This is a genomic window from Amycolatopsis sp. SB7-3 (assembly GCF_041021335.1).
GTDB lineage: Bacteria > Actinomycetota > Actinomycetes > Mycobacteriales > Pseudonocardiaceae > Amycolatopsis > Amycolatopsis japonica.
Window position 1 is genome coordinate 1,923,764 of record NZ_JBFPJQ010000001.1, and the last position, 25,022, is coordinate 1,948,785.

General features: G+C 70.1%; 23 protein-coding genes, 1 tRNA gene and 1 other RNA gene. 12 read left to right on the forward strand and 13 right to left on the reverse strand.

The window, feature by feature from the left end:
* Positions 1 to 172 precede the first annotated feature (172 nt).
* Complete coding sequence (locus tag AB8M46_RS09380; RefSeq protein ID WP_394360079.1) at positions 173 to 2,203, reverse strand: DNA polymerase III subunit gamma and tau; 2,031 nt, start codon at positions 2,201 to 2,203, stop codon at positions 173 to 175.
* Positions 2,204 to 2,232: 29 nt separating this feature from the next.
* Between AB8M46_RS09380 and AB8M46_RS09385 the strand changes: the two genes are divergently transcribed.
* Positions 2,233 to 3,066, forward strand: coding sequence for a spermidine synthase (locus AB8M46_RS09385; protein ID WP_394360080.1), 834 nt, complete (start codon positions 2,233 to 2,235; stop codon positions 3,064 to 3,066).
* An 8-nt stretch (positions 3,067 to 3,074) separates the two neighbouring features.
* Here the strand turns inward: AB8M46_RS09385 and ffs are convergent.
* Positions 3,075 to 3,169, reverse strand: an RNA gene (gene ffs / locus AB8M46_RS09390) — signal recognition particle sRNA small type.
* A 46-nt stretch (positions 3,170 to 3,215) separates the two neighbouring features.
* Here ffs and AB8M46_RS09395 point away from each other — a divergent pair.
* Complete coding sequence (locus AB8M46_RS09395; protein ID WP_394360081.1) at positions 3,216 to 4,106, forward strand: serine/threonine dehydratase; 891 nt, start codon at positions 3,216 to 3,218, stop codon at positions 4,104 to 4,106.
* Here AB8M46_RS09395 and AB8M46_RS09400 read toward each other — a convergent pair.
* Positions 4,084 to 5,565: a sensor histidine kinase gene (locus tag AB8M46_RS09400; RefSeq protein WP_394360082.1), complete on the reverse strand. Its 1,482-nt coding sequence runs from the start codon at positions 5,563 to 5,565 to the stop codon at positions 4,084 to 4,086. The two genes, AB8M46_RS09395 and AB8M46_RS09400, sit on opposite strands and share 23 nt — an antisense overlap.
* Positions 5,543 to 6,292 (reverse strand): response regulator transcription factor, encoded by a 750-nt coding sequence (locus AB8M46_RS09405; protein ID WP_037334910.1) that lies wholly within the window; start codon positions 6,290 to 6,292, stop codon positions 5,543 to 5,545. Before AB8M46_RS09405 ends, AB8M46_RS09400 begins: the two co-directional genes overlap by 23 nt.
* A 169-nt stretch (positions 6,293 to 6,461) precedes the next feature.
* Between AB8M46_RS09405 and AB8M46_RS09410 the strand changes: the two genes are divergently transcribed.
* Positions 6,462 to 7,007 (forward strand): hypothetical protein, encoded by a 546-nt coding sequence (locus AB8M46_RS09410; protein ID WP_037334908.1) that lies wholly within the window; start codon positions 6,462 to 6,464, stop codon positions 7,005 to 7,007.
* Here the strand turns inward: AB8M46_RS09410 and AB8M46_RS09415 are convergent.
* Complete coding sequence (locus AB8M46_RS09415; RefSeq protein ID WP_394360083.1) at positions 7,001 to 8,059, reverse strand: hypothetical protein; 1,059 nt, start codon at positions 8,057 to 8,059, stop codon at positions 7,001 to 7,003. The genes AB8M46_RS09410 and AB8M46_RS09415 overlap by 7 nt on opposite strands.
* A 52-nt stretch (positions 8,060 to 8,111) precedes the next feature.
* Between AB8M46_RS09415 and AB8M46_RS09420 the strand changes: the two genes are divergently transcribed.
* The 3 genes from AB8M46_RS09420 to AB8M46_RS09430 all read left to right on the forward strand — a co-directional run bounded on the left by AB8M46_RS09420 (position 8,112) and on the right by AB8M46_RS09430 (position 10,229).
* A complete protein-coding gene (locus AB8M46_RS09420; RefSeq protein ID WP_394360084.1) occupies positions 8,112 to 9,281 on the forward strand; it encodes a sensor histidine kinase in 1,170 nt (389 codons plus the stop codon).
* On the forward strand, positions 9,278 to 9,931 hold the full coding sequence (locus AB8M46_RS09425; RefSeq protein ID WP_037334899.1) for a response regulator transcription factor: 654 nt from the start codon (positions 9,278 to 9,280) through the stop codon (positions 9,929 to 9,931). The genes AB8M46_RS09420 and AB8M46_RS09425 overlap by 4 nt, the downstream gene beginning before the upstream one ends.
* An 82-nt stretch (positions 9,932 to 10,013) precedes the next feature.
* On the forward strand, positions 10,014 to 10,229 hold the full coding sequence (locus tag AB8M46_RS09430; RefSeq protein WP_016337955.1) for a hypothetical protein: 216 nt from the start codon (positions 10,014 to 10,016) through the stop codon (positions 10,227 to 10,229).
* Positions 10,230 to 10,321: 92 nt separating this feature from the next.
* Here the strand turns inward: AB8M46_RS09430 and AB8M46_RS09435 are convergent, their stop codons facing one another.
* Entirely contained in the window at positions 10,322 to 10,792 is a 471-nt protein-coding gene (locus tag AB8M46_RS09435) for a nitroreductase/quinone reductase family protein (protein WP_394360085.1), read from the reverse strand.
* Between the two features lie 117 nt (positions 10,793 to 10,909).
* Between AB8M46_RS09435 and AB8M46_RS09440 the strand changes: the two genes are divergently transcribed.
* A complete protein-coding gene (locus AB8M46_RS09440; protein ID WP_394360086.1) occupies positions 10,910 to 11,599 on the forward strand; it encodes a TetR/AcrR family transcriptional regulator in 690 nt (229 codons plus the stop codon).
* Here the strand turns inward: AB8M46_RS09440 and AB8M46_RS09445 are convergent.
* Together AB8M46_RS09445 and AB8M46_RS09450 are read right to left on the reverse strand one after the other, a co-directional pair.
* Positions 11,583 to 12,206 (reverse strand): TetR/AcrR family transcriptional regulator, encoded by a 624-nt coding sequence (locus tag AB8M46_RS09445; protein WP_038521223.1) that lies wholly within the window; start codon positions 12,204 to 12,206, stop codon positions 11,583 to 11,585. The two genes, AB8M46_RS09440 and AB8M46_RS09445, sit on opposite strands and share 17 nt — an antisense overlap.
* 9 nt (positions 12,207 to 12,215) lie before the next feature.
* Positions 12,216 to 12,410, reverse strand: coding sequence for a hypothetical protein (locus AB8M46_RS09450; protein ID WP_378426831.1), 195 nt, complete (start codon positions 12,408 to 12,410; stop codon positions 12,216 to 12,218).
* A 169-nt stretch (positions 12,411 to 12,579) separates the two neighbouring features.
* Between AB8M46_RS09450 and AB8M46_RS09455 the strand changes: the two genes are divergently transcribed.
* Positions 12,580 to 14,103, forward strand: coding sequence for a 3-hydroxyacyl-CoA dehydrogenase (locus AB8M46_RS09455; RefSeq protein WP_394360087.1), 1,524 nt, complete (start codon positions 12,580 to 12,582; stop codon positions 14,101 to 14,103).
* 76 nt (positions 14,104 to 14,179) lie between these two features.
* Here the strand turns inward: AB8M46_RS09455 and AB8M46_RS09460 are convergent, their stop codons facing one another.
* The 5 genes from AB8M46_RS09460 to AB8M46_RS09480 all read right to left on the reverse strand — a co-directional run bounded on the left by AB8M46_RS09460 (position 14,180) and on the right by AB8M46_RS09480 (position 23,390).
* Positions 14,180 to 17,002 carry a PQQ-dependent sugar dehydrogenase gene (locus AB8M46_RS09460; protein ID WP_394360088.1) on the reverse strand — a complete coding sequence of 941 codons (2,823 nt, stop codon included), beginning with the start codon at positions 17,000 to 17,002 and terminating at the stop codon, positions 14,180 to 14,182.
* Between the two features lie 87 nt (positions 17,003 to 17,089).
* Positions 17,090 to 19,900, reverse strand: coding sequence for a PQQ-dependent sugar dehydrogenase (locus AB8M46_RS09465; RefSeq protein WP_394360089.1), 2,811 nt, complete (start codon positions 19,898 to 19,900; stop codon positions 17,090 to 17,092).
* A 227-nt stretch (positions 19,901 to 20,127) separates the two neighbouring features.
* The gene (locus AB8M46_RS09470; protein ID WP_125733115.1) at positions 20,128 to 20,769 is read right to left on the reverse strand and encodes a L,D-transpeptidase; all 642 of its coding nucleotides are present in this window, start codon (positions 20,767 to 20,769) and stop codon (positions 20,128 to 20,130) included.
* Positions 20,770 to 20,863: 94 nt separating this feature from the next.
* On the reverse strand, positions 20,864 to 21,748 hold the full coding sequence (locus AB8M46_RS09475) for a serine/threonine-protein kinase (RefSeq protein WP_125733114.1): 885 nt from the start codon (positions 21,746 to 21,748) through the stop codon (positions 20,864 to 20,866).
* Position 21,749: 1 nt separating this feature from the next.
* On the reverse strand, positions 21,750 to 23,390 hold the full coding sequence (locus AB8M46_RS09480; RefSeq protein WP_394360090.1) for an N-6 DNA methylase: 1,641 nt from the start codon (positions 23,388 to 23,390) through the stop codon (positions 21,750 to 21,752).
* Between the two features lie 77 nt (positions 23,391 to 23,467).
* On the opposite strand from AB8M46_RS09480, the gene AB8M46_RS09485 reads away from it, so the two are divergent.
* The 4 genes from AB8M46_RS09485 (at position 23,468) to AB8M46_RS09500 (ending at position 25,019) form a co-directional block, all read left to right on the forward strand.
* Positions 23,468 to 24,214: a PP2C family serine/threonine-protein phosphatase gene (locus AB8M46_RS09485; protein ID WP_081975724.1), complete on the forward strand. Its 747-nt coding sequence runs from the start codon at positions 23,468 to 23,470 to the stop codon at positions 24,212 to 24,214.
* Positions 24,215 to 24,286: 72 nt separating this feature from the next.
* A tRNA-Ser gene (locus AB8M46_RS09490) sits at positions 24,287 to 24,371 on the forward strand.
* A 140-nt stretch (positions 24,372 to 24,511) separates the two neighbouring features.
* Complete coding sequence (locus AB8M46_RS09495; protein WP_005167132.1) at positions 24,512 to 24,772, forward strand: hypothetical protein; 261 nt, start codon at positions 24,512 to 24,514, stop codon at positions 24,770 to 24,772.
* A gap of 1 nt (position 24,773) precedes the next feature.
* Complete coding sequence (locus AB8M46_RS09500; protein ID WP_037334866.1) at positions 24,774 to 25,019, forward strand: hypothetical protein; 246 nt, start codon at positions 24,774 to 24,776, stop codon at positions 25,017 to 25,019.
* The last annotated feature ends 3 nt before the right edge of the window (positions 25,020 to 25,022 follow it).

Genomic DNA, 25,022 nt, shown 5'->3' on the forward strand with positions numbered 1-25,022 from the left:
GCCGCACCCACGCCGAAGGCCTCGGCACTCGATCGGCACGGCCAGCAAACAGGCCACCGTGGTGCGCGAGGCCGGGCTCGTCACCAGCGTCCGGCAGGGCAGTGACCCGCTCACCCTCGCATTTCGTCCTCTGAATGCGGTCCTTGCGCGTGCAACTACCGCATTCAGAGGACTACTTGCGTTCGTCGAGGGGGCGGGCGTTGAGATGGTCGGCGAGCAGCTTCCGGGCGATCTCTTCCGGATCCTGCTCGGGCGGGAGCGGCGGAGGCGGCGGCGCGGGGCTCGCGTCCTCGTTGTAGAGGTCCTCGTCCTCCTCGACCGGCTCGGGCGGGAGCGGGATGTCCGGCTCGCTCGTCGTCACCTTGGGCCGCTGGGGCTCCGGCTTCGGCGCGGGGGCCGCCGGAGGTGCGCTGGGCGCTTCGGCGGACCGGCGGGTGAAGGAACGCTCGGGCGCGGGTGGCGGCGGCGCGGCCTTCGGCGCGGCGGCCTGCCGGGCCGGTGCGGCGCCGTGGACGCAACGCACCTGCCAGTCGCCGCCGAAGACCTCCTTCAGCGCGGCCGCGACCCGCTCCGCGTTGTGCGGCTCGGAAAGCCGCCGGGCCAGCGGCTCCGCGCTGTGGGTGAGGGTGACGGCGCGACCCTCGACGCTCACGACGCTCGCCTGCGTGAGCATCGCTTCGGTGCTGCGGCCGCCCGGCACCTTGCGGATCGCGGCGAGCACCTGCGGCCAGCGACCGCGGATCCCGTCCGCGTCGGTCGCATCGCCCGAAGCCGCGGCCGGGGCTGGCGCGGGTGCGGCGGGCGGCGGGGTCGGCGCGGAAGGACGTTGCGGAGCGGGTCGCTCGGCGACCGGCTCGGGTCGCGCGGCGGGCTGAGGGGCTTGTTGCACCGGAGCCTGCTGCGGAGCGGGCGCGGCGGCGGCTCGTTGCGACGGCCGCTGGAACTCGCGGACGGGCTCCCCCGAGGGCGGAGCGGCCGGGGCGGGCGCGGACTGCGCCACCGGAGCGGCTTGCGCCGGAGCAGCGGCGACGGGTGCCGGGGCCGAAGCGGCGCGGCGCTCGAGCCGTTCGAGGCGGGCGAGCAACGCGTCGGTGCTCTCCGCGACCGACGGCAACAGCATCCGCGCCGTCAGCAGCTCCAGCACCAGCCGCGGCGAGGTCGCGCCCCGCATCTCCAGGAGTCCATTGTGGACGATGTCGGCGTAACGCGAGAGCGTGGCGGGCTCCAGTTTGCCCGCCTGTTCCTTCATCTTCTTGAGCTCGTCGTCCGGCGCGGAGACGAGGCCGCGCTCCCCCGCGTCCGGCACCGAACGCAGCAGCACCAGGTCGCGCAGGCGGTCGAGCAGGTCGGTGGCGAACCGTCGCGGGTCGTGCCCGGCCTCCGCGAGCCGCTCGACGGTGCCGAACACGGCGGCCGCGTCGTCCGCGGCCAGCGCGTCGACCATGCCGTCGATGAGCGCGACGTCGGTGACGCCCAGCAGCGACACCGCGCGCGAGTAGTCGACGCCGTCCGGCCCGGCGCCGGCCAGCAGCTGGTCGAGCACCGACTGCGTGTCCCGCGCCGAACCCCCGCCCGCGCGGATGACCAGCGGATACACCGCGGGCTCGACCTTCGCGCCCTCGGCGGCGACGTTGCGTTCCAGCAGTTCGCGCATGGAGCTGGGTGGGATCAGCCGGAAGGGGTAGTGGTGCGTCCGCGACCGGATGGTGGGGAGCACCTTGTCCGGTTCTGTGGTCGCGAAGATGAAGATCAGATGCTCCGGCGGCTCTTCCACGATCTTCAGCAGGGCGTTGAAGCCCTGCGTGGTGACCATGTGCGCCTCGTCGATGATGAAGACGCGGTAGCGCGAGTCGGCCGGGGCGTAGAAGGCCCTGTCCCGCAGCTCGCGGGCGTCGTCGACACCACCGTGGCTGGCCGCGTCGAGCTCGGTGACGTCGACGCTGCCGGGGCCCTCGGGCGCGAGGTTGCGGCACGAGTTGCACTCGCCGCACGGATCCGGCGTCGGGCCCTTCGCGCAGTTCAACGACCGCGCCATGATGCGGGCGCTGGACGTCTTGCCGCAGCCACGCGGGCCGGAGAAGAGGTAGGCGTGGTTGATGCGACCGGCGGCCAGCGCGGTGCGCAGCGGATCGGTCACATGCTCCTGCCCGACGACCTCGGCGAAGGTAGCCGGACGGTACTTTCGGTATAGAGCTAGAGCCACGCGGCGAGACTACCGGGAGGGCCCGACAGGTGAGACCGGCACCGACCCCCGGCAGGTATCCGGTGCACTTCGGCACCGCCGAACTGCTCCAGGACGCCGACCGTCCCAACGCCTGGATGATCTCGGTCGACGGCGTCGCCCAATCGCACGTCAACCTCGACGACCCTTTGGACCTCGAGTTCGACTACATCCGCCGGATCGCCGACGTCGTCGACTGCCTCGGCGAAGGCCCGCTCGACGTGCTGCACGTCGGCGGGGCGGCCTGCACGCTGCCCCGCTACCTCGCGGCGGCGCGGCCGCGATCACGGCAGCTGGTCTTCGACGCCGACGGTGAGCTCGTCGCGCTCGTTCGCGAGCAGCTGGGCCTGAAGGGGCTGAAGGTCCGTGTCGGCGACGGCCGCGAAGGCGTCTCCGCCAGGTACGACGCTTCGGCCGACCTGGTCATCGTGGACGCTTTCGAACGCGGGATCCTGGCCGGCGGGCTCGCGACCGTCGAGTTCACGAACGAGATCGCGCGGGTCCTCCGCCCGGGCGGAACCTACGTCGCCAACGTGTCGGACGGGCCGAACCTGCCGTTCCTTCGCCGGTTCTTGGCGACGCTGGCGGATTCATTCCCCCACCTGGCGATCTTGGCCGAGCCGGGCGTCCTGCGGGGGCGCCGGTTCGGGAACATCGTGGTCGCCGCTTCCCGCGTCGAACTCCCGGTCGCGGACCTGACCCGCCGCGCCGCTTCGTCGGCGTACCCGGCGCGCTGCGTCGCAGGAGAAGACCTACGGCAGCTCCAGGGCAAGGCGAAACCCATCACGGACGCGGAAGCCCTGCCGTCGCCCGTGCCGCCGAAGGATGTGTTCGGGATCTTCTAGCCCCCAAAAAAAGGGGATCCCGCGCACCCGTCAGAGCTTGCTTATCCTTGCTGCCTTCCGGCCCTGGGGAGGTTCACAAGATGGACGCCGCGCGGGATCCGGGGACCAGTGTAGTCACTCCCGTCCCGGCATGGAGGACAGTGGGGGGTATGAGTACTCCGACCTGGGAAGATGTCCTCAAGGCCGCCGAAGCCGTTCATCCGTTCGTGCGGCGCACGCCGGTGTTGCGCGCCGAGGTCGACGGGCGGCCGCTGGTCCTCAAACTGGAGCATCTGCAGCGGAGCGGATCGTTCAAACTGCGGGGCGCGGTGAACGCGCTGGTGAGCGGCCCGTTGCCGGAACGGGTGCTGACGGCGTCCGGCGGCAACCACGGGCTGGGCGTGGCGACGGCGGCTTCGCTGCTGAATCTGCCTGCGACGGTGTACGTGCCCGAGTCGGCTCCGCAGGCGAAGACGGTCCGGATCGAGGCCACGGGCGCGAAGCTCATCCGCCACGGAGCGACGTACGCCGAGGCAGCCGAGAAGGCGCTCGAAGCCGCCGCTGAGCCGGGTACGCGATACCTGCACGCCTACGACGATCCGGCCGTCGTCGCCGGCCAGGGCACCGTCGCGGCCGAAGTGGTCCAGGACGCGCCGGACGTCGACGCGTTCCTGGTCGCGGTCGGCGGTGGCGGGCTGGTCGCGGGGACGTCGCTGGCCGGGTTGCCGACGTTCGCCGTCGAGCCGGAACGGTGCCGCGCGCTCGGCGCCGCACTGGAGGCGGGCGAGCCGGTGGACGTGGAGATCGACTCGGTGGCCGCGTCCGCGCTGGGCGCGACCAAGGTCGGGGACGTCCCGTTCGCCGTGCTCCGGGACCGGGTGACGTCCGTGCTGGTCAGCGACGAGGAACTGCTCGCCGCGCGGGACCGGCTCTGGGAGGAGTTCCGCCTCGCCGTCGAACCGGCCGCCGCGGTGCCGTTCGCCGCGTGGCTGGCCGGGCGCACCGAAGGCGATCTGCCCTGCGTCATCCTCTGCGGCGCTAACAGTGAGTGGCGGCCCTGAGCACCACCCGGAACTCCGTGCGCCCCGGACGGCTGGCGACGCCGACCTGCCCGCCGTGCGCGGCGACGACGGCCGCGACGATGGCCAGCCCGAGCCCGGTGCTGCCCGCCGCCCGCGACCGTGAGTCGTCGCCGCGAGCGAAACGTTCGAAGACCTCCGGGAGGATCTCCTGCGGAATCCCCGGCCCACCGTCGACAATGGACAGTGTCACCGTCGAGTCCACTATGGACAGCGACGTGGTGACCTCGGTGCCGTCCGGGGTGTGCGTGCGCGCGTTGCCGAGCAGGTTGATCACCACCTGATGCAGCTGATCCGCGTCGCCGAGGACCGTGATCGGCTCCGGCGGCACCTCCAGCAGCCATTTTTGCTCCGGCCCGGCGACGTGCGCGTCGGCGACGGCGTCCGCGACCAGGCGCGAGAGGTCCACCGGCTGGTGCACCACCGGGCGGCCGGAGTCGAGCCGCGCGAGCAGCAGCAGATCCTCGACCAGGCCCGTCATCCGCGTCGATTCCGACTCCACGCGGCCCATCGCGAACGCGATGTCCGGCGGCACCTCGGAACCGGAGCGCCGGGTGAGTTCCGCGTAGCCGCGGATGGCCGCGAGCGGCGTCCGCAGTTCGTGGCTGGCGTCCGCGACGAACCGGCGCACCCGGCTTTCGCTGGCCTGCCGGGCGGAAAGCGCGTTCGAGATGTGGCCGAGCATGCGGTTGAGCGCGAACCCGACCTTCCCGACCTCGGTCCGCGGATCCGTGTCCACTTCGGACACTCGCTCGGACAACGCGACCTCGCCGCGATCCAGCGGGAGTTCGGCGACCCTGGTCGCGGTGGCGGCCAGGCGGTCGAGGGGTTTCATGGTGCGCCGCACGGTCACCGCGCCGAGCGCGCCCGCCAGCAGGATGCCGCCGACGGCGACCCCGCCGAAGATGAAACCGAGGCTCCACAACGTATCCGTGACGTCCTTGGTGGGCAGCCCGGTGATCGCGACGCCGCCGCCCGCCGTCTTCTTCGCCACGACGCGGTATTCCCCGAGCGACCCGAGGTTCACATCGGTCGGCTTGTCACCCGTCGCCGACCGCATCAGGGTGGCGATCTGGGTGGGGCTGATCTCGTCGTGCGGGAACGGATCGGTGACCTTCGCGTCGTAGCTGGACCGCAGCACCGCCGCGAGCACGCGTCCGTCCGGGAACACGTTCACGAACAACGAACCGGTGCTCTGCCCATACGCGCGAAGGCCCTCGGGAACCCTTTCCCCGCCGGGACGGCCAGGTGGTGGCGGACGGCTCGCGCGTTCGCTGGTCTCGGCGAGGCGGGCATCGAGCTGGTCGATCAGGAAACTCCGCAACGCCAGTTCGGTGACCACGCCGACCACCAGGCAGACGAGCGCGAGCAGGCCCGCGACCTGTGCGATCAGCCGTCGCCGCAGGGACCACGGCCGCCTACCCCGCGGGTTTGAGGACATACCCGGCGCCGCGCATCGTGTGGATCATCGGTTCCCTGTCGGCGTCGATCTTCTTGCGGAGATAGGAGATGTAGAGCTCGACGATATTGGCCTGGCCGCCGAAGTCGTAGCTCCACACCCGGTCCAGGATCTGCGCCTTGGACAGCACACGCTTCGGATTGCGCATGAGATAACGCAGCAGTTCGAACTCGGTCGCGGTCAACGGCACCAGATCGCCGCCGCGGTGCACCTCGCGGCTGTCCTCGTCCAGGGTCAGGTCACCGACGACGAGCGTCGACCCGCTCGGCCCGGCGACGCCGCCCGCGCGGCGGAGCAGCGCGCGCAACCGCAGCGCGACCTCCTCCAGGCTGAACGGTTTGGTGACGTAGTCGTCGCCGCCCGCGGTGAGCCCGGCGATCCTGTCCTCCACCGCGTCCTTCGCGGTCAGGAACAGCACCGGCAGGTTCGGCACCTCGGAACGCAGGCGGCGCAGGACCTCCAGGCCGCTCATATCCGGCAGCATGACGTCCAGCACCACCGCGTCCGGCCGGAATTCCCGCGCGACGCGGACGGCCTCGGTGCCGTCGGCGGCGGTGCGGATGTCCCAGCCCTCCATGCGCAGCGCCATCGACACGAGTTCGGACAAGGTCGCCTCGTCGTCGACGACCAGCACCCGCACGGGGCTGCCGTCGGCACGGCGCAGGCCGGCCTTCGCGGAACCGGACGAAGGGACGTTCACACTGGTCATGGTGCCATCCTGGGCGGCGCCGATGAGGCTTCTCTGTGTGCCGCCTGTGCGTTTCCTGTGAACGATCACCCTGCCGGGTGCGAGTCACAGCGCGTGCCCACCGGCGGCACAGCTCCCGCACAGCGACGGCGCCGACCATGGCCGCAACCGAGTACAGGGAGGCGTCCAGATGACCGAACCGACCGAACCCGCCGAATGGGGCGCGCCCGCCCCGGAAGGCGAACCGAAGAAGACCTGGTCGGGGCGCAAGACCGCGATCGCGGCCGGGGCGGCGGTGGTGATCGCCGCCGGCGGCGGTGCCGCGATCTGGGCCGGGACCGCCGCGAACGGCGCCGAACGGGGCACGATGACGGGCGGTCCTGGCGGCGGCCGGGTGCTCATGGGTCCCGGCGGGGGCATGCCTCGCGACACGCTGCACGGCGACTTCGTCGTCTCCGACGGCAAAGGCGGCTACAGCACCGAGCGGACGCAGACCGGGGAGGTCACCGAGGTCAGCGCGACCTCCGTCAGCCTGACCAGCAAGGACGGCTACAAGCAGGTCTACACGATCGACGCGTCGACCATGAAGACCGGCGAACCCAAGGTCGGCGAGACGGTGATGGTGACCGCAAAGGTCACCGGGAACACCGCGACGGCGACGACCATCGGCAAACCAGGACAGAACCAGCGCGGTGGGCCGCCCGGACAGGGCCAGGACGGTCAGCGGCGCTACTGAGCCACCACCGCGAGCAACGCGGCGGCCGTTTCGGCGGGTTCCTGCCCTGAGGTGTCGAGGACGACGCGATCGCCGCCGGAAGCGCGCATCCGGGCCGCTTCGGCGACCGCGCGGGCGGCCACCCGGTCACGCACACCGGGTGGCGCGCCGCGAAGTTCGTCGCCCGCCAGCAAGGCGGACTCGCCTTCGGCCCGGCGCCGGACTCGCTCGGTGAGCGTGGCGTCGTCCGCGTCGAGGTGCACGACGCTGACGGCGTCGAAGACCCGCCGATGCTCCGGGCGGAATTCCCGGGCCACGACGATCAGCCGCTTCGCCCCCGCGTCGCGATAGCCGCTCCAGACGGCCGAAAGGAGCGCCGCTTCCCGTGCCGGATCCGGGCCGGGGTGCGCGAAGCCGAGTTGCGCGAGATCGACGTAGGCCACGGGTGTCCCGCGCTCCCAGAGATCCCGGAGCGCGCCGAACGCGGCGGTCGACTTGCCGACCGCCGTCGGGCCGGTCACCACGGTCACCGGTCCGGGCTGCGGTTGTCCCGCGTCCGGCGGGCGAACGGTTCCGGCGTCCAAGGTGCAGCGGCGGAACAGCGTTTCGACGGTCTGCTCGGGCCGCTGGCCGGTCGTGTCCATCGCCTCGCCGAAACCGGCGCGGTCGTAGACGTCCGCCACCGCGAAGAGGTCGGGCAAGGCCGCGGCGGGTGAGCCACGGCCGAGGAAGCGGCTCCGGAGCTCGTCGCGATCGCACGTCAGCCGGATGAGCGTGAGGTCGAAGCCCGGGTCTTCGATGTACGGCTTCGCCGGGTTCACCACCCCGGACACGACGATCTGCGCGGTGCCTCGCAGGACTTCCAGTACGCGCAGCAGATTGGCCGCCTTGATCGCGTGCGCGGCGTCCCCGCCGCCGGGCGGCGGGCCGATCAGCCCGAGCTGGTCGATGTCGACATACGCGACGCTGCCGCCCGCTCGCGTCAGGCGGGTGTACAAACCCCAGGCGGTGGTCGATTTCCCTGTTCCCGGTGCCCCGGTCGTCCAGAGCACGGGTGTCTTCGCTGCCCCCATGGGTTTCGATCTTAGGAACCCCTGTCCAGCGAAATAGGGCAGAGTTGAGCCCGTGCGGGACATCAGCGGTTCGTTGGCGAGGCAGGCGTGCGCGGTCGCGGCCGTCTGCCTGATCGCCGACGCCGGGCTGTTCCTCATCGCCGGTCCGCCGCTCTCACTGGGCTGGCAGGCTTGGGTTCTCCTGTTCGGCGGCATCCTCGCCAACGCCGCGCTCGCCGGGCCTTCGCGGTACTCCGGCTGGGTTTCCGCCGCGCACGGCGCGTTGCTGACCGCCGCGCCGCTCCTGCTGTTCCCGTACGACCACTATCTGCAGGCCACCAACGCCGGCGTGCTGATCGCGGGCTACCGCGCGGGCGCCTGGCTCGCGACCAAACCCGCGGTCGCCGCCCTGGTGACGATGCTCGCCGGGCTCGTCGCCTGCAATCTCATCCCGGTCGACCGCGGCGACCGGGACTGGCGCCTGCTGGTCATCGACGTCGGCGTGAGCGGTTTGCTGCCGTGGATGGTCGGCCGCTACACGACCGCGCGGCGCGCGTACATCGCCGATCTCCAGCGCGCGGAGGAACAACGGCAGCAGCACGAAGCCGAGGCCGTCCGCCGAGCCGTCGTCGAAGAACGCACGACGATCGCCCGCGATCTGCACGACGTGATCTCCCACCACGTCAGCGCGATCGGTGTGCACGCCGGTGCCGCGCGGCTCGGGCTGCCGGAGGGCGAACCCGCCGTCCGGCGTTCGCTCTCCGCCGTCGAATCGTCGAGCCGGGCCGCGATGGCCGATCTGCGGCGTCTGCTGGATCTGTTGCACGGCAAGGAGAACGGTGACGTGCAACGGCAGCCGGGGCTGGACAACCTCGACGAGCTGCTCGACAACCTCCGCACCGCCGGGCTGCCCGCGCGGCTGACCAGCCACGGCGGGCCGCGCGAACTCCCCGGTTCGGTGGACATCGCGTTGTACCGCATCGCGCAGGAGGCGCTGACGAACGCGCTCCGGCACGGGGCCGGCGGAATCGTCGAGATCGACCTCGCCTACCGGCAGACGGAAGTACTCCTCACGATCACCAACGAGATCGGCCGTCCGAACGCGTCGGCCGAGTCGACGAAACGCGGTCTCGCCGGGATCAGGCAGCGGGTCGCGTTGTTCGGCGGACAAGCCGAATGCGGACCGCTCGACGACGGGCGGCGATGGCGGGTTCGAGTCGGTTTTCCTTTGGAGGCACAGTGATCCGGGTTCTGCTGGCCGACGACCACGCGATGTTCCGGTCCGGGATGCGCGCGGTGCTCGACACCCAGGCGGACTTCGAATGCGTCGGCGAGGCGGCGGACGGACGCGAGGCCGTCGCGCAGGCGGCCTCGCTGCGCCCGGACGTCGCCGTCCTCGACGTCCGGATGCCCAAATTGGACGGTCTGGCCGCGACCGAGGCCATCATGTCCGCGCCCGGCAACGACACCCGGGTCCTCGTGCTGACGACCTACGACTCCGACGAGTACGTGTATCGCGCGCTTCGCGCCGGTGCGAGCGGGTTCCTGCTGAAGAGCCTCGCGCCCGAAGAACTCGTCTCGGCCATGCGGGTGGCCGCGCGCGGCGACGCGCTGATCGACCCGTCGGTGACCCGGCGGCTGGTGTCGACCTTCGCCACCAGCATCGAACCCGCGGCCGCCGAACCGGCCGAGCTCGAACGGCTCACCTCACGCGAACGCGAAGTCCTCCTGCTCGTCGCCGACGCCTCCAGCAACGCGGAGATCGCCGCGCATCTGCACGTCGGCGAGGAGACGGTGAAGACCCACGTCTCCCGGATCCTGGCGAAGCTCGGGCTGCGGGACAGGGTGCACGCCGTCGTCTACGCCTACCGCAACGGATTGGTGGGGAACTGACCCGGCCGGGCTTGATCGGTTCGCCGGGCGGGGCGCCCGGTGCCAGAATCGCCACAGGGCACGTCGACGCTTGGAGCCGTGGATGAAACGCTGGGTCACGCTCACGATCGGGCTGGTCTTCCTGCTGGTCGGCGGCGTCTGGGTGCTGCAGGGCGCCGGCGTGCTGACCGGCAGTTTCATGACCGGGCAGAAGCTGTGGTTCCTGATCGGGCTCGTCGCGTTCCTGGTCGGGGTGGTGCTGGTGGCGGCCACCGCCCGCCGCACACGGCAGACCTCCGGTGAGGACCGGGCCGACTAGCCACGGTCGTTATCGCCGGACACGCGTGATCAGAGGCGTAACTCGCGTGATTGAGTGGCGAACACGCGTGATTGGACGGCGAACTCTCGGCATCAGGCGATCTTGAAGATCGGGTAGCCGGGCGCGATCTCCAGCAGCTTCTCGTCCGACGCCTTCGCGTCGACACCGTCGAAGAAGACACCGACCTCGAACTTCCAGCGCTTGAGGTACGCGCGCAGGATTTCGGGCTTCTCGTGGTCGGCGAGTTCGGTGTAGGTGAACGTCTCGGTGCGGCGTCCGACGCTGAGCTGCCCCTCACCGGCGACGCGCAGGTTCCGCACCCACTGCGTGACACCGCGCGGAGCGACCAGGTAGCGCTCGCCGCCCAGCTTCAGCAGGTTGACCGGGACGGAGCGCAGTTCGCCGCTCTTGCGGCCCCGGACCGAGAGCACCCGGCTGCCCAGGACGCTGACGCCGAGCTTCGTCAGCTTGAGCACGAACTCGTTGAACGCGTTGGTCGCCTTGGCCGGTTTGACGTAGCGGATCGCGGCGTCGGTAGCGGTCGTGGCGGCGTTGGTGGTCATCTCGTCTCCTCGAAGTCTGCGAGAGCAGTGCTCTCTGTTAAGAGCAGTGAACACCAGAGCAGTGCGCCACGTCAAGAGCAGTGCTCTCTTTTTGGTGCGATGCTCTACAGTGAGAGCATGGCCGCCACTCAGACCGCGCGCGAACGTGCCCGCGCCGAGCTCACCCGTGAGATCAAGGACGAAGCCCGCCGCCAGCTCGCCGAAGTCGGCGCGCTCGGCCTCTCACTCCGCGCGGTCGCGCGAGAGCTGGGCATGGTGTCGTCCGCGCTCTACCGGTACTTCTCCAGCCGCGAGGAGCTGCTGACCGCCCTGATCGTCGACGCCTACAACGCCGTCGGAGAAGCCGCGGAGGCCGCCGACGACCCGAAGAAGAGCCCGCTGGAACGATGGGACTCGATCTGGCACGCGGTTCGCGCCTGGGCGAAGGCGCATCCGCACGAGCACGCGCTGATCTACGGTTCACCGATCCCCGGCTACCAGGCCCCGCAGGACACCGTCGCCCCCGCCGGCCGGGTGGCCTTCGCGCTGGTCGCGGTCCTGCGCGACGCGAACCTCCGCGTCGAGACCGAGGTCGGCGAGATGCCCGTCGAACTGCTTCACCAGCTCGACGCGCTCACCGAAATCCTCAAGGTCAACCTGGGCCCCGAAACCGCCTCCCGGCTGATCATGGCCTGGACCCAGCTGTTCGGGATGATCAACTTCGAGCTGTTCGGCCAATACGTCGGCTCCGTCGACCCGTCGGACGCCTTCTTCGCGCACGGGGTCCGTCAGATGGCCGAGTTCACCGGGATCAAGATGACCGGCTGAGCGCGGTCCACGAGCGCATCAGCAGCTGGACTGCGTCGACGACGTCCTCGTCGCCGGTTCCCTCCGGGCTGAGGAAGCGCTGCAGCAGGAGACCGTCCTCGAGCGCGTGCAGGATCAACGCGAGGAACGCCGGATCGGCGGGCGGTTCCGCGCCCCGCGCGGCGAGCTCGGTCCGGATCGACGTCTCCAGCAGTGCCCTTGTCGACTTCTCGCCTTCGCCGACGAGCGGGCGGGCGTCGGGATTCCGCAGCGCGTACAGGGCCAGCTCGGTGCGCAGCGTCAGCCAGCCGGCGAGGTGTTCGGCGCGCTCGACGTTCCACGCGCGCAGCCGGTCCATCATCTCGGCGAAGGATCCGACGCCGTCACGCAGCGCGGCGACCTCCTCGGCCTCGCGCTGGGTGCGGCGGCGCAGCAGTTCGACGACCAGCTCATGTTTGCCGTCGAAGTTGCCGTAGAAGGCGCCGCGCGTGAAACCCGCCCGCTCGGCGATCTGCTCGACGGACGTGCCGTTGACCCCGCGTTCGGAGAACAGCTCGGCGGCCGCCGCGAGCAGGCGCTGCCTGGTCTGTTCGCGGCTTTCCTCCCGCGTCAAGCGTTTCGCCGTCACACGGCGATCTTAGAGTTCGGCCGCGGCCTTCCGGCCGGACAGCCACACCCCGCCCGCGAGGACGGCGGCGGCGACCACGACGGCCAGTGCGGTGAGCGACCACAACGCCTGGCTCGCCAGGAACGCGGCGACCGCGCCGAAGAGAACGGCGACGAGGAGCAACGGCGTGGTCCGGACGGCTGCGGCGGCGGGGACGGTGGCCATGGGAGGTTTCCCTTCGGGGGTGGTGCGCGGAACACTCGGTTTTCGCGGAGGAGACCTCGGCGGCTCGGTGGCCTTACGCCGAGTGGCGCACGGATCACCCGTCCGGGCGAGATACCGGCGTGGCGGCTAGCGTCAGGACGGCACTACATCGACGGAAAGGCGGCTCGCGGTGGAGAAGTGGGCGGAGCAGGTCGGCAGGATCCGGGTCATCGGAACCGGGGTGATGGGCCGGGGCATCGTCCAGCTCGCCGTGACCGCGGGGCTCGAGGTCGAGCTCGCTGACGCGCGGCCCGAGGCGGTCGGCGAGGCCATCGACCACGTCGGCGCGATGCTGGGCAAGCTCGCCTCGAAGGGCAAGATCACCGAGGAGGCCGCCGCGTCCGCGAAGGGCAGGCTGATCGCGGCCGAGGGCCCGCTGGCCCCCGCCGACGGCGTCGACCTCGTCGTCGAAGCGGTCCGCGAGGATCTGGAGATCAAACGCGCGCTGTTCGCCGAGCTGGAACGCGTCTGCGGCCCGGACACCGTGTTCGCCACCAACACCAGTTCGCTCTCGGTCACCGAGATCGGTGCCGCGCTGACCGATCCCGGCCGGTTGCTCGGGCTCCACTTCTTCAACCCGGTCCCGCTGATGCGGCTGGTCGAGGTCGTGCCCGGCGCGCGGACCGCCGCGTGGCTGCCGCCCGCCATGACCGAACTCGTCCGCGGCTGGGGACACGAACCGGTCCTCGCCCGCGACGCACCGGGTTTCCTGGTCAACCACGCCGGCCGCGGGCTCGGCACCGAGGCGCTGCAGATCCTCGCCGAAGGGATCGCGAGCCCGGCCGAAGTGGACCGCGTCGCCCGTGACGTGCTCGGCCTGAAACTCGGCCCGTTCGAACTGCTCGACCTCACCGGTCTCGACGTCTCGCACGCCGTGCTCGAAAGCATCTGGAGCGGCTTCCACGGCGAACCGCGGTTGCGGCCGTCGTGGCTGACGCGCCCCCGCGTCGCGGCCGGGCTCTTCGGCCGCAAGAACGGCGAAGGCTTCTACAGCTATGTCGACGGGCAGCAACAGGTCGAGCCGGAACCGGCCGCGCCGGAAGCCCCGGGCACCCCGGTATGGGTCGACGACGAACGCCTCGGCACGCTGCTCTCGGCGGCGGGGATCCAGGTCGTGCACTCCGCCTACCCGGACACGGTCCTGATCGTCAGCCCGATCGGGTCGTCCACTGTGGACACCGCACTCGCGGCGGGTCTGCCGCCGGAACGGGTCGTCGGCGTCGATCCCCTCGGCGGCTACGGGAAACGCCTGACACTCTCGGTCCACCCCGCGCTCGACCCGGCGGCCGGCCGCACCGCCTGGGGTGCGCTCGCCGCGACCGGCCTGCCGGTGACCGTGGTCCGCGACGGCCCCGCGCCGATCGCGCAGCGGCTCCTCGCGTCGATCGTCAACACCGCCTGTTTCATCGCCGGGCAACGGCTCGCGACGCCGGAGGACATCGACACCGCCGTCCGGCTCGGCCTCGGCTACCCGCGCGGGCCGCTGACCTGGGGTGACGAGGCGGGCGCGGAGCTCGTGTTGCGGGTGCTGCGTGGTCTCGTCGCGAGCACCGGTGACCAGCGCTACCGGCCGAGCGCCTGGCTCACCGAACGCGTCGCGCTCGGCCTGCCGCTGACGTCGGCGGGCACGTCACCGGCGGACCTCCTGCACTGAAACAACCCCGAAACGCGTGAAGGCCCCCTTCCCTCGGCTCAGCCGAGGGAAGGGGGCCTTCACGCGCGTTTACCGCTTACCAGCGGCCGTCGGTCACGGTGCCGTTTGAGGCGTTCCAGAACACGTAGCCGCCCTGGAAGTTGTTCTGCCGTCCGCCGGTGACCACCATCTCGTCGGTGGTCGGGTAGCGCAGGTACGAACGCTCCCAGCCGAGCGCCGCCCAGCGTTTACGGATCTCGCCCCACACGCCGTGCGAGTCGGTCGCCATCGACCAGTAGATGGAACCACCCTTGGTGAAGTGGGTGTACCGGCCGACACCGTCCGGCGTCGCCGCCTCGTCCATGGTCGGGTAGCCCATGGGGCCGGCTTCCCAGCCGAGCGCCGCCCACCGGACACGGATCCGGCCGTAGATCGCCCGCGCGTCCGTCTGGACGGTGTAGTAGATCGACGCGTCCTTGCTGAAGTGGTTGTAGCGGCCGAGCCCGTCCGGAGTACCCGCCTCATCGGTGCTCGGGTAGCCCAGCGGTCCCCGCTCCCAGTCGAGCGAAGCCCACTTCTGCCGGATCCTGCCGTAGATCGGGTGCGCCCCGGTGTTCACGGTGTAGTAGATCGACGTCTGCAGGACGCCGGGCCAGACCGGGAAGTGGTTGTACCGGCCGACACCGTCCGGAGTGGACTGTTCGTCGGTCGCGGGCGGCCCGAACTTCACGTGTCCGCCGGCGGCGAGGTACTTCTTGAGGATCTCGCCCTCGATCTGCTTCACACCCGTGTCCTTCGACCAGTACAGCCGCCCGCGCTCGTAGGTGCGGAAGCGGACCGTGCCGTCGACGGCCTCGGGCGCGGTCGGCGCGCCGAGTCGTTGCGCCAGCGCGGGTTCGTCGCGGTAGCGCTTGTCGATCGGGGTGATGTAGTTCGCCGTGAGCGTCAGATCCGTGGTGCCCATGGTGATCTCGGTCAGCCGCCCGGTGGCGCCGTTCGACCAGCCGGTGAAGGTCGAAGCGCCGTCCGAAGCGACCTCGGCCGCCTGGATCTCCACCTTCGCGCCTTCGACCACCATCGCCGACGAGGCCCCGCCTTCCGGCGTGATGCCCAGTGCCGCGGCGACGTTGCTGGTCAGCGTGAGCCGGTGCTCGCGAGGCTTCGCGATGTAGGTCTTCGAGACCTTGACGCCCGCGCTGTCGGTCGCCGTCGCGGTGAACTCCAGGTTGGAGTCCGTGTGATCGGTGAACGGCATGGCGAACTCGGGTCCGGTGCCGCTGTGGTCCGGATGCGCGTGGCAGACCGCGTTCTCGGGGCAGTGCCGGACCAGGGTGGTCCAGGTGACCGGGAGTGCGCCGTCCTCGGTGTCGGTCACGGTCGCGCCGACCTTGACCTCCTCGCCGACGGCGAACAGCCGCTCGCCGGGGTCGGTCATGGTCAGCTTCGGCGAGTGGTTCCCGGGCGCCACGGCGATGTCCGTGCTCCCGGACGCCTGTAGGCCGTCCTTCACCGTCAGCTTGGCGGTGAACTTCTCGGTGCCCGCCGGGTAGGCGTGGCTGACCTTCGCGCCGGCGCCGGTGGTGCCGTCACCGAAGTCCCACTCGTAGGTCAGTTGGTCGCCGTCGAAGTCGTAGGAACCGCTGCCGTCGAAGGTGACCGTGCGGGTTTCGGGGTTCGTTTCGGAAGTGGCGACCGCGACCGGCGCCTTGTTCCCGGTGGTGTAGCTGAGCCGTCGCAGCAGACCGCTGTAGATGTCGGCGTAGACGATGTCGCCGTTGGCCGCGGCCAGGAACTTGACCGGGCCACCGATGCCGGTGAACTTCGGCGGCGTCTCCTGCGGGCGGACGACGCGGCCCTGCGTGTCGTACTTGGCCGTCCAGAGCTTCTGGGTGGCGTAGTCGCCGAAGAAGTACGCGCCCCGGTATTCCTCCGGGTACGACTCTCCATTGTAGACAATCCCGGCGGTGATGCTGTTGCCGTTGTCGACGCCCTGCCCGTGGCGGATGGCCAGCATCGGAGGCGTGTTCACGGCCGAAGCGCACTGCGGCATCGCGGAGAAACCGTCCGCGGGCTGGTTGCCCTCGAAGCAGGGCCAGCCGAGATTCGCGCCCTTCTGGACGAAGTTGATCTCTTCCCAGGTGCCCCAGCCGACGTCGCCGACCACCGGCAGACCGGTGCTGGCGTCGAGGCTGAACCGGAACGGGCTGCGGAAGCCGCTCGCGAACACCTTGGAGCGCAAGGAGTTCGGGTTCGCCGCGGTGTAGTACGGGTTGTCGGGAACGCCCGCACCGTCCGCAGTGATGTGGAAGATCTTGCCGAAGATCTTGTCGAGGTCGTACACGTTGAGCGCGAACGGGTCGGCCGCGCCCTGGAACCGGGAGCTGTCGCCGGTCGAGACCCACACCGTGCCGTCGGGGGCGGCCACGACGCCGGTGATGCCGTGGATGTCGGTGTTGGCGGCACCCTCGATGAGCACCTTCTCGGCGGTCAGCCCGGTCGGCTCGGCGGTACCGGTGACCGTCCAGCGCGAGGCGCGCAGGGCGATGCCGCCGCCGGCGACGTCGACCGCGCGGGCCGTGTAGACCGTGCGGGAGGTGGCGAAGTCGGGCGCGATCGCGATTCCGACCAGCCCCAGGTCACCACTGCTGCGCACCGGCAGGGTGGCGATGCTCTTGGTCTGCCCGGTGGTGGACACCCAGGCGACGTTGCCCTGCTTCCCGGTGGTCAACATCGAGCCGTCGGGCAGGTAGGCGAAGTCGGTCAGGTCGTACGGAGCCTGCCCGCTCTGCTGGTCACGCAGGACGAAGCCGGGCGGGAGCACCGGCGCCGCGGACGCGGATGTGGACGTCAGCGGCACCAGCAAGGTCACTATCAGCAACGTCACGAGGGCGTGACAGAGCGCACGGAATCTCGAAGGCATGCAAGGGCCCCTTTCCCCAGTCGAACGTCTCATCGAAGGGGCCTACGTGGACATTTCACACTTCCGAGTGGCTTTATCGAACTGTGATCACCACCGTCGGTCGATCACCTGCCCCGTGCTCCGGTTCCAGGTGATGTAGCCGCTCTGGAAGCTGCTCTGCCGCCCGATGGCGATGCCGAACTCGTCCGTCGCCGGGTAGCGCAGGTACGACCGCTCCCAGCCGAGCGCGGCCCACCGCTGCCGGATCGCACCGTAGATCGCGTGCGAATCGGTGGCCATCGTCCAGTAGATCGAGCCCGCCTTGGTGAAGTGGTTGTAGCGGCCGACGCCGTCCGGGGTGGCGGATTCGTCCGTCGTCGGGTAGCCGAGCGGGCCGGTCTCCCAGCCGAGCGCCTCCCACCGGACCCGGATGCGGCCCCAGATCGCGTGCGCGTCGGTCTGCACCGTGTAGTAGATGGACGCCTTCTTGCTGAAGTGGTTGAACCGGCCCGCCCCGTCGGGGGTCGGGAGCTCGTCGGTCGTGGGGTAGCCGAGCGGGCCCGCTTCCCAGCCCAGCGCCGCCCATTTGACCCGGATCCGCCCGTACACCGGATGCGCCCCGGTCGACGGTGTCCAGTAGATCGACGACTGCATCGTGCCGGGCCGGTTCGGGAAGTGGTTGTAGCGGCCGACGCCGTCGGGGGTGGCGGTCTCGTCGGTCGCGGGCGGGCCGAACTTCCGGTGTCCGCCCAGCGCGAGGTACTTCTTGAGGATCTCGCCCTCGATCTGCTTCACGCCGGTCTCGGCGCTCCAGTAGAGCCTGCCGTTCGCATACGGCCGGTAGCGCACGGTCCCGTCGGCGACCTCGGGCCCGGCGGGTGCGCCGAGCCGTTGCCGCAGCGCGGGTTCCGCCTGGTAGCGCTTGTCGATCGGGGTGAGGTAGTTCGCGATCAGGGTCACGTCGCTCGCCGGCACGGTGACGGTCACCGTGCGCGAAGTCCGCCCGTCGGACCAGTTCGAGAACGTCGAGACGCCGTCCGCGGCGATCTCCTCCGCCACGACCTCGAACGTGGCGCCTTCGGTCACCATCGCGGTGCTGACGCCGCCTTCGGCCGGGATGCTCAACGCCGCCGCCACGTTGCCGGTCAGTGTCAGCCGGTGCTCACGCGGCATGGCGACGTAGGTCCTGCTCGCCGTCACGCCGGCGCTGTCGGTCACCGTCGCGGTGATCTCGACGCGGGAGTCCTGGTGGCCGGTGAAGGGCACGGTGAACGCCGGTCCACTTCCCGGCGAGCCGGGGTGCGCGTGGCAGGTCGCTTCCTCCGGGCAGTGCCGGATGAGGGTGGTCCACGACACCGGCAGCACGCCGTCCTCCGCGTCGGTCGCCGTCACCTCGACGACGACCGGTTCCCCGACCGCGAACGTCCGGGCGCCGGGATCCGTCATCACCGGTTCCGGCGAGTGGTTTCCCGGCACCACGACGACGTCCGTACCGGCGGACGCGCCGAGACGGTCCGTGACGGTGAGGCGCGCCGTCGCTCTCGTGAGCCCGGTGCCGTAGGCGTGGGTCACGCGGACGCCGGTCTGGCTCGTGCCGTCACCGAAATCCCAGTGGTAGGTCAGCGGATCGCCGTCGAAATCGTAGGAACCGCCGCCGTCGAAGGTGACGGTGTGGGTTTCGGGGTTCGTTTCGGAAGTGGCGACCGCGACCGGTTCCGCGTTCGTCCCCGGATAGCTGAGGCGCCGCAGATTGCCGGTGTGGATGTCGGCGTACACGATGTCGCCGTTGGCCGCGGCCGCGAACTTCACCGGCCCGCCGATGCCGACGAACTCCGGCGGCCGCTCCGGCGCGCGCACGAGCCTGCCTTGGCTGTCGTACGTCATCGTCCAGATCTTCTGCGTGACGTAATCGCCGAAGAAGAAGGCGCCTTGGTATTCGTCCGGATAGGACGATCCACTGTAGACGATCCCGGCGGTGACGCTGTTGCCTTCGTCGACGCCGGAACCGTGGTGGTACGCGGTGATCGGCGGTGTGTTGACCACCCCGGCGCAGCCCGCCAGCCCGGAATACCCCGGCGTGGGCGCGTTTCCCTCCCAGCAGGGCCAGGCGTGATTCTCCCCCGGCCGCACCACGTCCACCTCTTCCCAGGTGTTCCAGCCGACGTCGCCCACGACCGGCAGACCGAGCCGCGGGTCGAGGGAGAACCGGAAGGGACTGCGGTAGCCACTGGAGAAGACCTTGGAACGATTGGCATCCGGGGCCGCGGCGGAGTAGTACGGATTGCCGGGAACGCCGGCGCCGTCCGGGGTGACGTGCAGGATCTTGCCGTAGAGCTGATCGAGGTCGAGCGAGCGCAACGCGCCCGGATCCATCCTGGTGAAGTCGGCGGCGTCGCCGATGGAGATCCACAACGTGCCGTCGGGCGCCGTGACGAGACCTGTGATGCCGTGGACGTCGTAGAACCCGGGAAGGTCGACGAGCACGCGTTCGTTCGCGAGCCCGCTGGGGATGTCCGTGCCGGTCACCGTCCAGCGCGCCACCCGCATGGTGAACGCGCCACCGCCCGTGTCGAACGACCACGCGAGGTAGATCCGGTGTGACGTGGCGTAATCCGGTGCGATGGCGAGCCCGACGAGCCCGAGATCGCCGTCGTCGTGGACGGGGAGGTTCGCGATCGTCCTGGCCGGACCGGTGACCGGCACCCAGGCGACCTTGCCGCTCTTGCCGATGCTGAGCACGGAACCGTCCGGCAGATAAGCGAAATCGGTCAGGTCGAAGGCGGCCTGACCGCTCGGCTGGTCGCGCAGGACGAAGCCGGACGGCAGAGTGGGCGCTCCGGTCGCTTCCGGAGCGCCCACCCATCCCGGGAGAAGCAGGATGGAAACCGACAGTGCGACGAGTAGGCGGCTCCAGATCATCGGCACTTCCCCATTTCCGGCGTGTCCTGGGCACGTCGCCGGGAGCGGGGAAGTCATTGCCACCGGGAGCTTTCATTTATCTCAAAGCAACCGAACCGCAATGATCGCCACGGATCGCGTTCGGTCACCTACCCAAGGCTGCGGTGAGGCATGGGCCGCGTGGGTCGTGAGTGGCGTTTCGGGTTCTAACCCGAAACGCCACTCACGACCACCGGTACCGAAGCGGCTCAGGCCACGACCTGCACCACATCACCGTTCTGCAAGGTCGTGAAGTACTTCTGCGAAGCCGCCGCCGACAGGTGGATGCAGCCGTGCGAGTACACCGAGAGGCTGCCGGTGTGGAACGCGATACCCGGCAGGAAGAACACCGAGTTCGGCATCGGCGCGTCGAAGGCCTTCGAGTGGTAGTTCTTGACCTTGGCCGAAACGTGGAACACCCCGGTCGGCGTGGCGTGGCCCTTCTTGCCGGGCAGTTGCTTGACCGGCCCGTAGATGACCTTGCCGTCCTGCAGCAGCCACGTCTTGAGCGCGGAGAGATCCACGCAAGCGCTCACACCCGGTGAGGCCAGCGCCGCCTTGCAGGGCACGTCGGCGGCGTTCGCGGCGGGCTTGGGCGCCGGTTTCGGCGTGGGCTTGGGCTTGGGCTTCGAAGACGTCGGCTTCGGCGCGGAACTGCTGCTGCTCGGCGTCGGCGTCTGGGACGACGTGGCCGGGGTCGAAGACGGCGCCGACGTGGTCGTGGGCCCGCCCGCCGGGTCGCCCTGCGCGACGGCTCCGCCACCGGGCGCGCTGCCGCCGGCGTTGCCCGAACACGCGGTCAGCACCAGCGCGGTGGCCAGTGCGGTCACCCCCACCAGGAACTTCTTCACGACCCTTACCCCCGTTTGTCCGTAGTCCGTCCGACATGGGTAAAGACGGAGCTCACCCGGTCGGGGTTGTTGATCGGGAGGTCACGATCGCGTCTCAGGGCACGCGGCCGACGACCCTCGCGTACATCCGGCCCGGGTTGGCGCCCTCGTCCAGATATCCGGGCAGCGGCGGCAGGTCCCGCGCGAACACGGCCAGCCTTCCGAACAGTTCGTCCGCGTCGCGGGGCCGCCGTTCCGGGTCCTTCTCCAGCAGCTCCGCGAGCAGTACGTTCAGTCCACCCGGGACACCGTCCACTTCGGCCGGGCTCTCCTTGACCTGCTTCTCGAAGACCGCGTACGCCGTCGGGCCGGTGAACAGCTGCCTGCCGGTCAGCATTTCGTGCAGGACGCAGCCCAGCGCGTACAGATCGCTGCGCGGCCCGGCGATCCCACGCTGGATCTGCTCGGGCGCCATGTACGCGGGGGTGCCGAGGATCTGCCCCGCGCGGGTGAACTGGGCGACGTCGGTTTCGCGCAGCATCGCGAGCCCGAAGTCGAGCACCTTCACACTGCCGTCGGGGCACAGCATCAGGTTCGTGGGTTTGAGATCGCGGTGGCAGATGGACAGCGCGTGCGCGGCGGACAGCACGGCGCAGGCCTGCGCGGCGATCGCGGCCGCCCACGGCACCGGCAGCGGCCCGTGTTCGGCGGCGAGGTCGGCGACGGTCACGCCCTCGATGAACTGCATGACCTGGTACAACCGCTCGTCATAGGTGCCGAAGTCGTACAGCGTCGGCGCTCCCGCGTGTTCCAGGGTGGCCAGGATCCGCGCCTCGCGGATGAAACGCTGTTCGAGTTCGGCGTCCGGGCCGCCGGGAAGGCCGAGGAACTTCACCGCCACACGGCGGCCGAGATGCCGGTCGTGGCCCGCGTACACCGCGCCCATACCGCCCCGCCCGAGCGGCAGCTCGTCGAGTTCGTAGCGATCGGCGATCAGCAACCTAGTTCTCCGGCGTGAGCTGTCCTTCGGTGAGCCCCGCCAAGCCTAGCCTCACCAGCTCCAGGCCCGATTCCGCCGCCTCGCGCAGGGCGTCCTCGAAGGCGGCGAGCCGGGTGAACGCCGCTCCGTGCGCGCGTTGCGTCTCGATCGGCAGACGCGGGATCCGGGTGCGTTTGAGGTCGATCCTGGTCGAGGAGGTCGGCGCGATCTGCCCGGCCGCGCGCAGGCAGCCGGCGAGGAACGCGGCGTCCAGTCGTTCGGGATCGGTGCGGTACTTCGACATCGTCGGCTCCGCCGTGAACGTCTCTCCATTGTGGACATACGCGGGCACGGCGGGTGACGCGACGACGTCGCCTTCTTCCACCGATTCCGGCACGGTGAGCACCCCGGACTTCAGCAGCTCCCCGATCGTGACGTACGAGGGCTTCTCGTCGGACACGACCAGCGACGGCGGTTCCGGCCGAACACCCTCGAAACGCTTGAGGACTTCAAGGAAGGCTTCGCCCGCGTGTTCGCCGCGCGCCTGATGGCGAACCGGGGAAAGGTCGATCTCCTCGTCGAGCAGATCGATGATCCGGATCGTGCCGGGTACGTCGGCACCGCACAGATATCCCTCCACAGTGGACGGGTCAGTCGTCAGAAGAAGCCGGGACGGTGGCCGTTCCCCGGATTCCGGCCGCCGCAGCAACCAGAGATCCGCGCCGCCGACCGTGATCACGGCACGCAAAGCACCGGCACGCAACAGGTTCCCGCGAATCCTCCGCCCCGTGCGACGGCCGGCCGCGGCGGGCGGCATGCGGATCGCGACGAGCCCGCCGGGTTTCACATGCGCGAGGCAGTGCTGCACCCAAGCCAGTTCCGGCTCTCCGCGCGGCGGCTGGCCGTACACCCAGCGCGGGTCGCCGATGAGTTCGTCGTAACCCCATTCCCGTTCGTTGAACGGCGGATCGCACACCACCGCGTCCGCGAGAACCCCTTCGTAGGAGTCCATCGACAGGGCGTCCGCGCCGTACATCTCCATGTCCGCCCCCGCGAGCAGGAGCCGGTGCGCGGCGATGCACGAAGTCGCCGGATCGTCGACCTGGCCGAGCAGCCGGGTCCCGCCGGAGGCCAGTAGCAGCGTCCCGAGCCCGCACGCGGGATCGAGCACGACGCCGGGTTCGGGACCGATGAGCCGGGACATCAACGCCGCCACCGGTTCCGGCGTGACGGACAGCTGGCGCGAGTGCGCCTCGACGTAGCGTTCGCACAGGAACTCGTAGGCCTCGCGCGGCCCTCGCTCCTCGGCGAAGCGGTCCAGCAGTCCCAGCAGTTCCGCGTCGTCGTAGCGCGGCGAGAAGGTCCACACGCCTCGACGCGAGAGATACGACCCCACCCGGCCGACGCGGTCGCCGAGCGCCAGATCGTCACCGAGGTTCCGCAGCCGCTGCCAGACCCGGTCACCGAGCGAGATCTCGACCGGTTTCCCCCGCTCACGCAGCCAGCTTTCGACGGCGAACAGGGAAAAGAGGGGGCTCGACGCCGTCCCGCCGACGGGCGGCGGAAAATCGCCGTAACGTCGGCGCCAGTTGCTGACGGCGGCGCGGCCGACGCCGGCGATGCGCGCGATGTCCGCCGCGGTGACGGTGGCTTGCTCCTCCATCGCCGCATCGTAACCGACAGCTGGCTATTCCAACCCTTTGTTTGTGAACTCAGTACACAGCTGCTTTACTGGGACCCATGAGGTACACCCTTCGGTACGCCGCCGGCTCGGACGTCGGACGGCGCCGCCAGGTCAACCAGGACTCGGTCTACGCCAGCGCCAGGATGCTGGCGGTCGCCGACGGCATCGGCGGGCAGCCGCACGGCGAAGTGGCCAGCGCCGCGGCGGTCGGCGTCCTGTCCCGGCTCGACACGGACCTCCGCGGTTTCGACCTCGCGGACGTCGACCTGGTCGAGGTGCTCACCGGCGGGCTTCGCGCCATCGACGACCGGCTCTCCGCGACGGCCGAGCAGGACCCCGAGACACGGGGCATGGGCACCACGCTGACCGCCCTGCTGTTCGACGGCTCGCATTTCACGGCCGCCCACATCGGCGATTCGAAGGGCTACCTCCTCCGCGGTGGGACGCTTCAGCGCTTCACCCGCGACCACACGCTCGCCCAAGCCCTCGCGGACGACGGCCGCATCGACCCGTCAGAGGTCGAGGGACACCCCCGCGGCTCGCTGTTGATGAAGGCGCTCCTGAGCACCGGCAGCGGCGAAGCGGACATCTGGACCTTCGACGCCGCTCCCGGCGACCGTCTCCTGCTGTGCTCGGACGGGTTAACGGCAACGGTTGTCGAAACCGTTATCAAGGACGTCCTCGGCGCCTTCCAAGATCCCGCCGAGACCGTCCCGAGGCTGATCGAACTGGCCAACGAAGGCGGCGGACCGGACAACATCACCTGCGTCGTGGCGGACGTTCTCGCCCCTGCGGCCGCCTGAGCCGGCGAAGCGGCAAACGCAGGTCAGACCCGCCTTCGAGGGGCCGAAACGGCATCCGGTATCGTTCCCCACGGAGGATTGGCCGAGCGGCCTAAGGCGCACGCTTGGAAAGCGTGTTGGGTTCACGCCCTCGCAGGTTCGAATCCTGTATCCTCCGCCGTCAGCAAGGCCCCGGACGTTCCGACGTCCGGGGCCTTGTTGATTACTTAGCAGGACCTTCACTTAACAGAGTCAGTTGATCACGCTAAGTTTAATAGTGGTCGTTCCAGCCCCCGACGTCCCAAGGAGTCCGCCAAAATGGCCGGAGTCGAAGAGATCCGCGCTGGTATCGCGCTCGCGAACGAGAAGGCATCCGCGAGCATCGCCGCACTTCAGCAGGCAGCGCAGTCTCTCGAAGAAGCCCAGCTTTCGCTTTCCCAGGCCACCCAGGGCAGCACCCAGCACGAGGTGAGCCAGGCGCACGGGCTTCTCGCCGAAGCCCTGCAAGGCATCACCGGCATGCAGAGCACCATCCAGGCGGGCATCTCGTCGGCCGAGTCGTACTCGACCCGTCTCTGACATGTACCTCGAGGAACTGCACCAGCTGCTGACGGCCGTCCAAACCGGCCTCGCCGACGGACGCGCCCATGCCGAGCGGGCCAGGAGCCTGCTCGAAGAGTCCAGACGCGCCATCGTGGAACCCCAGGCCCAAGCCGTGCCGTGGGTTCCGGCGCAGCTGGCGCAGGCCGACGAGGGAATGGAAAACCTCCTGACGCGCCTTTCCGCCGCTGACGACCTGGTCAGCGGTTACCAATCCCGCCTCTGAGAT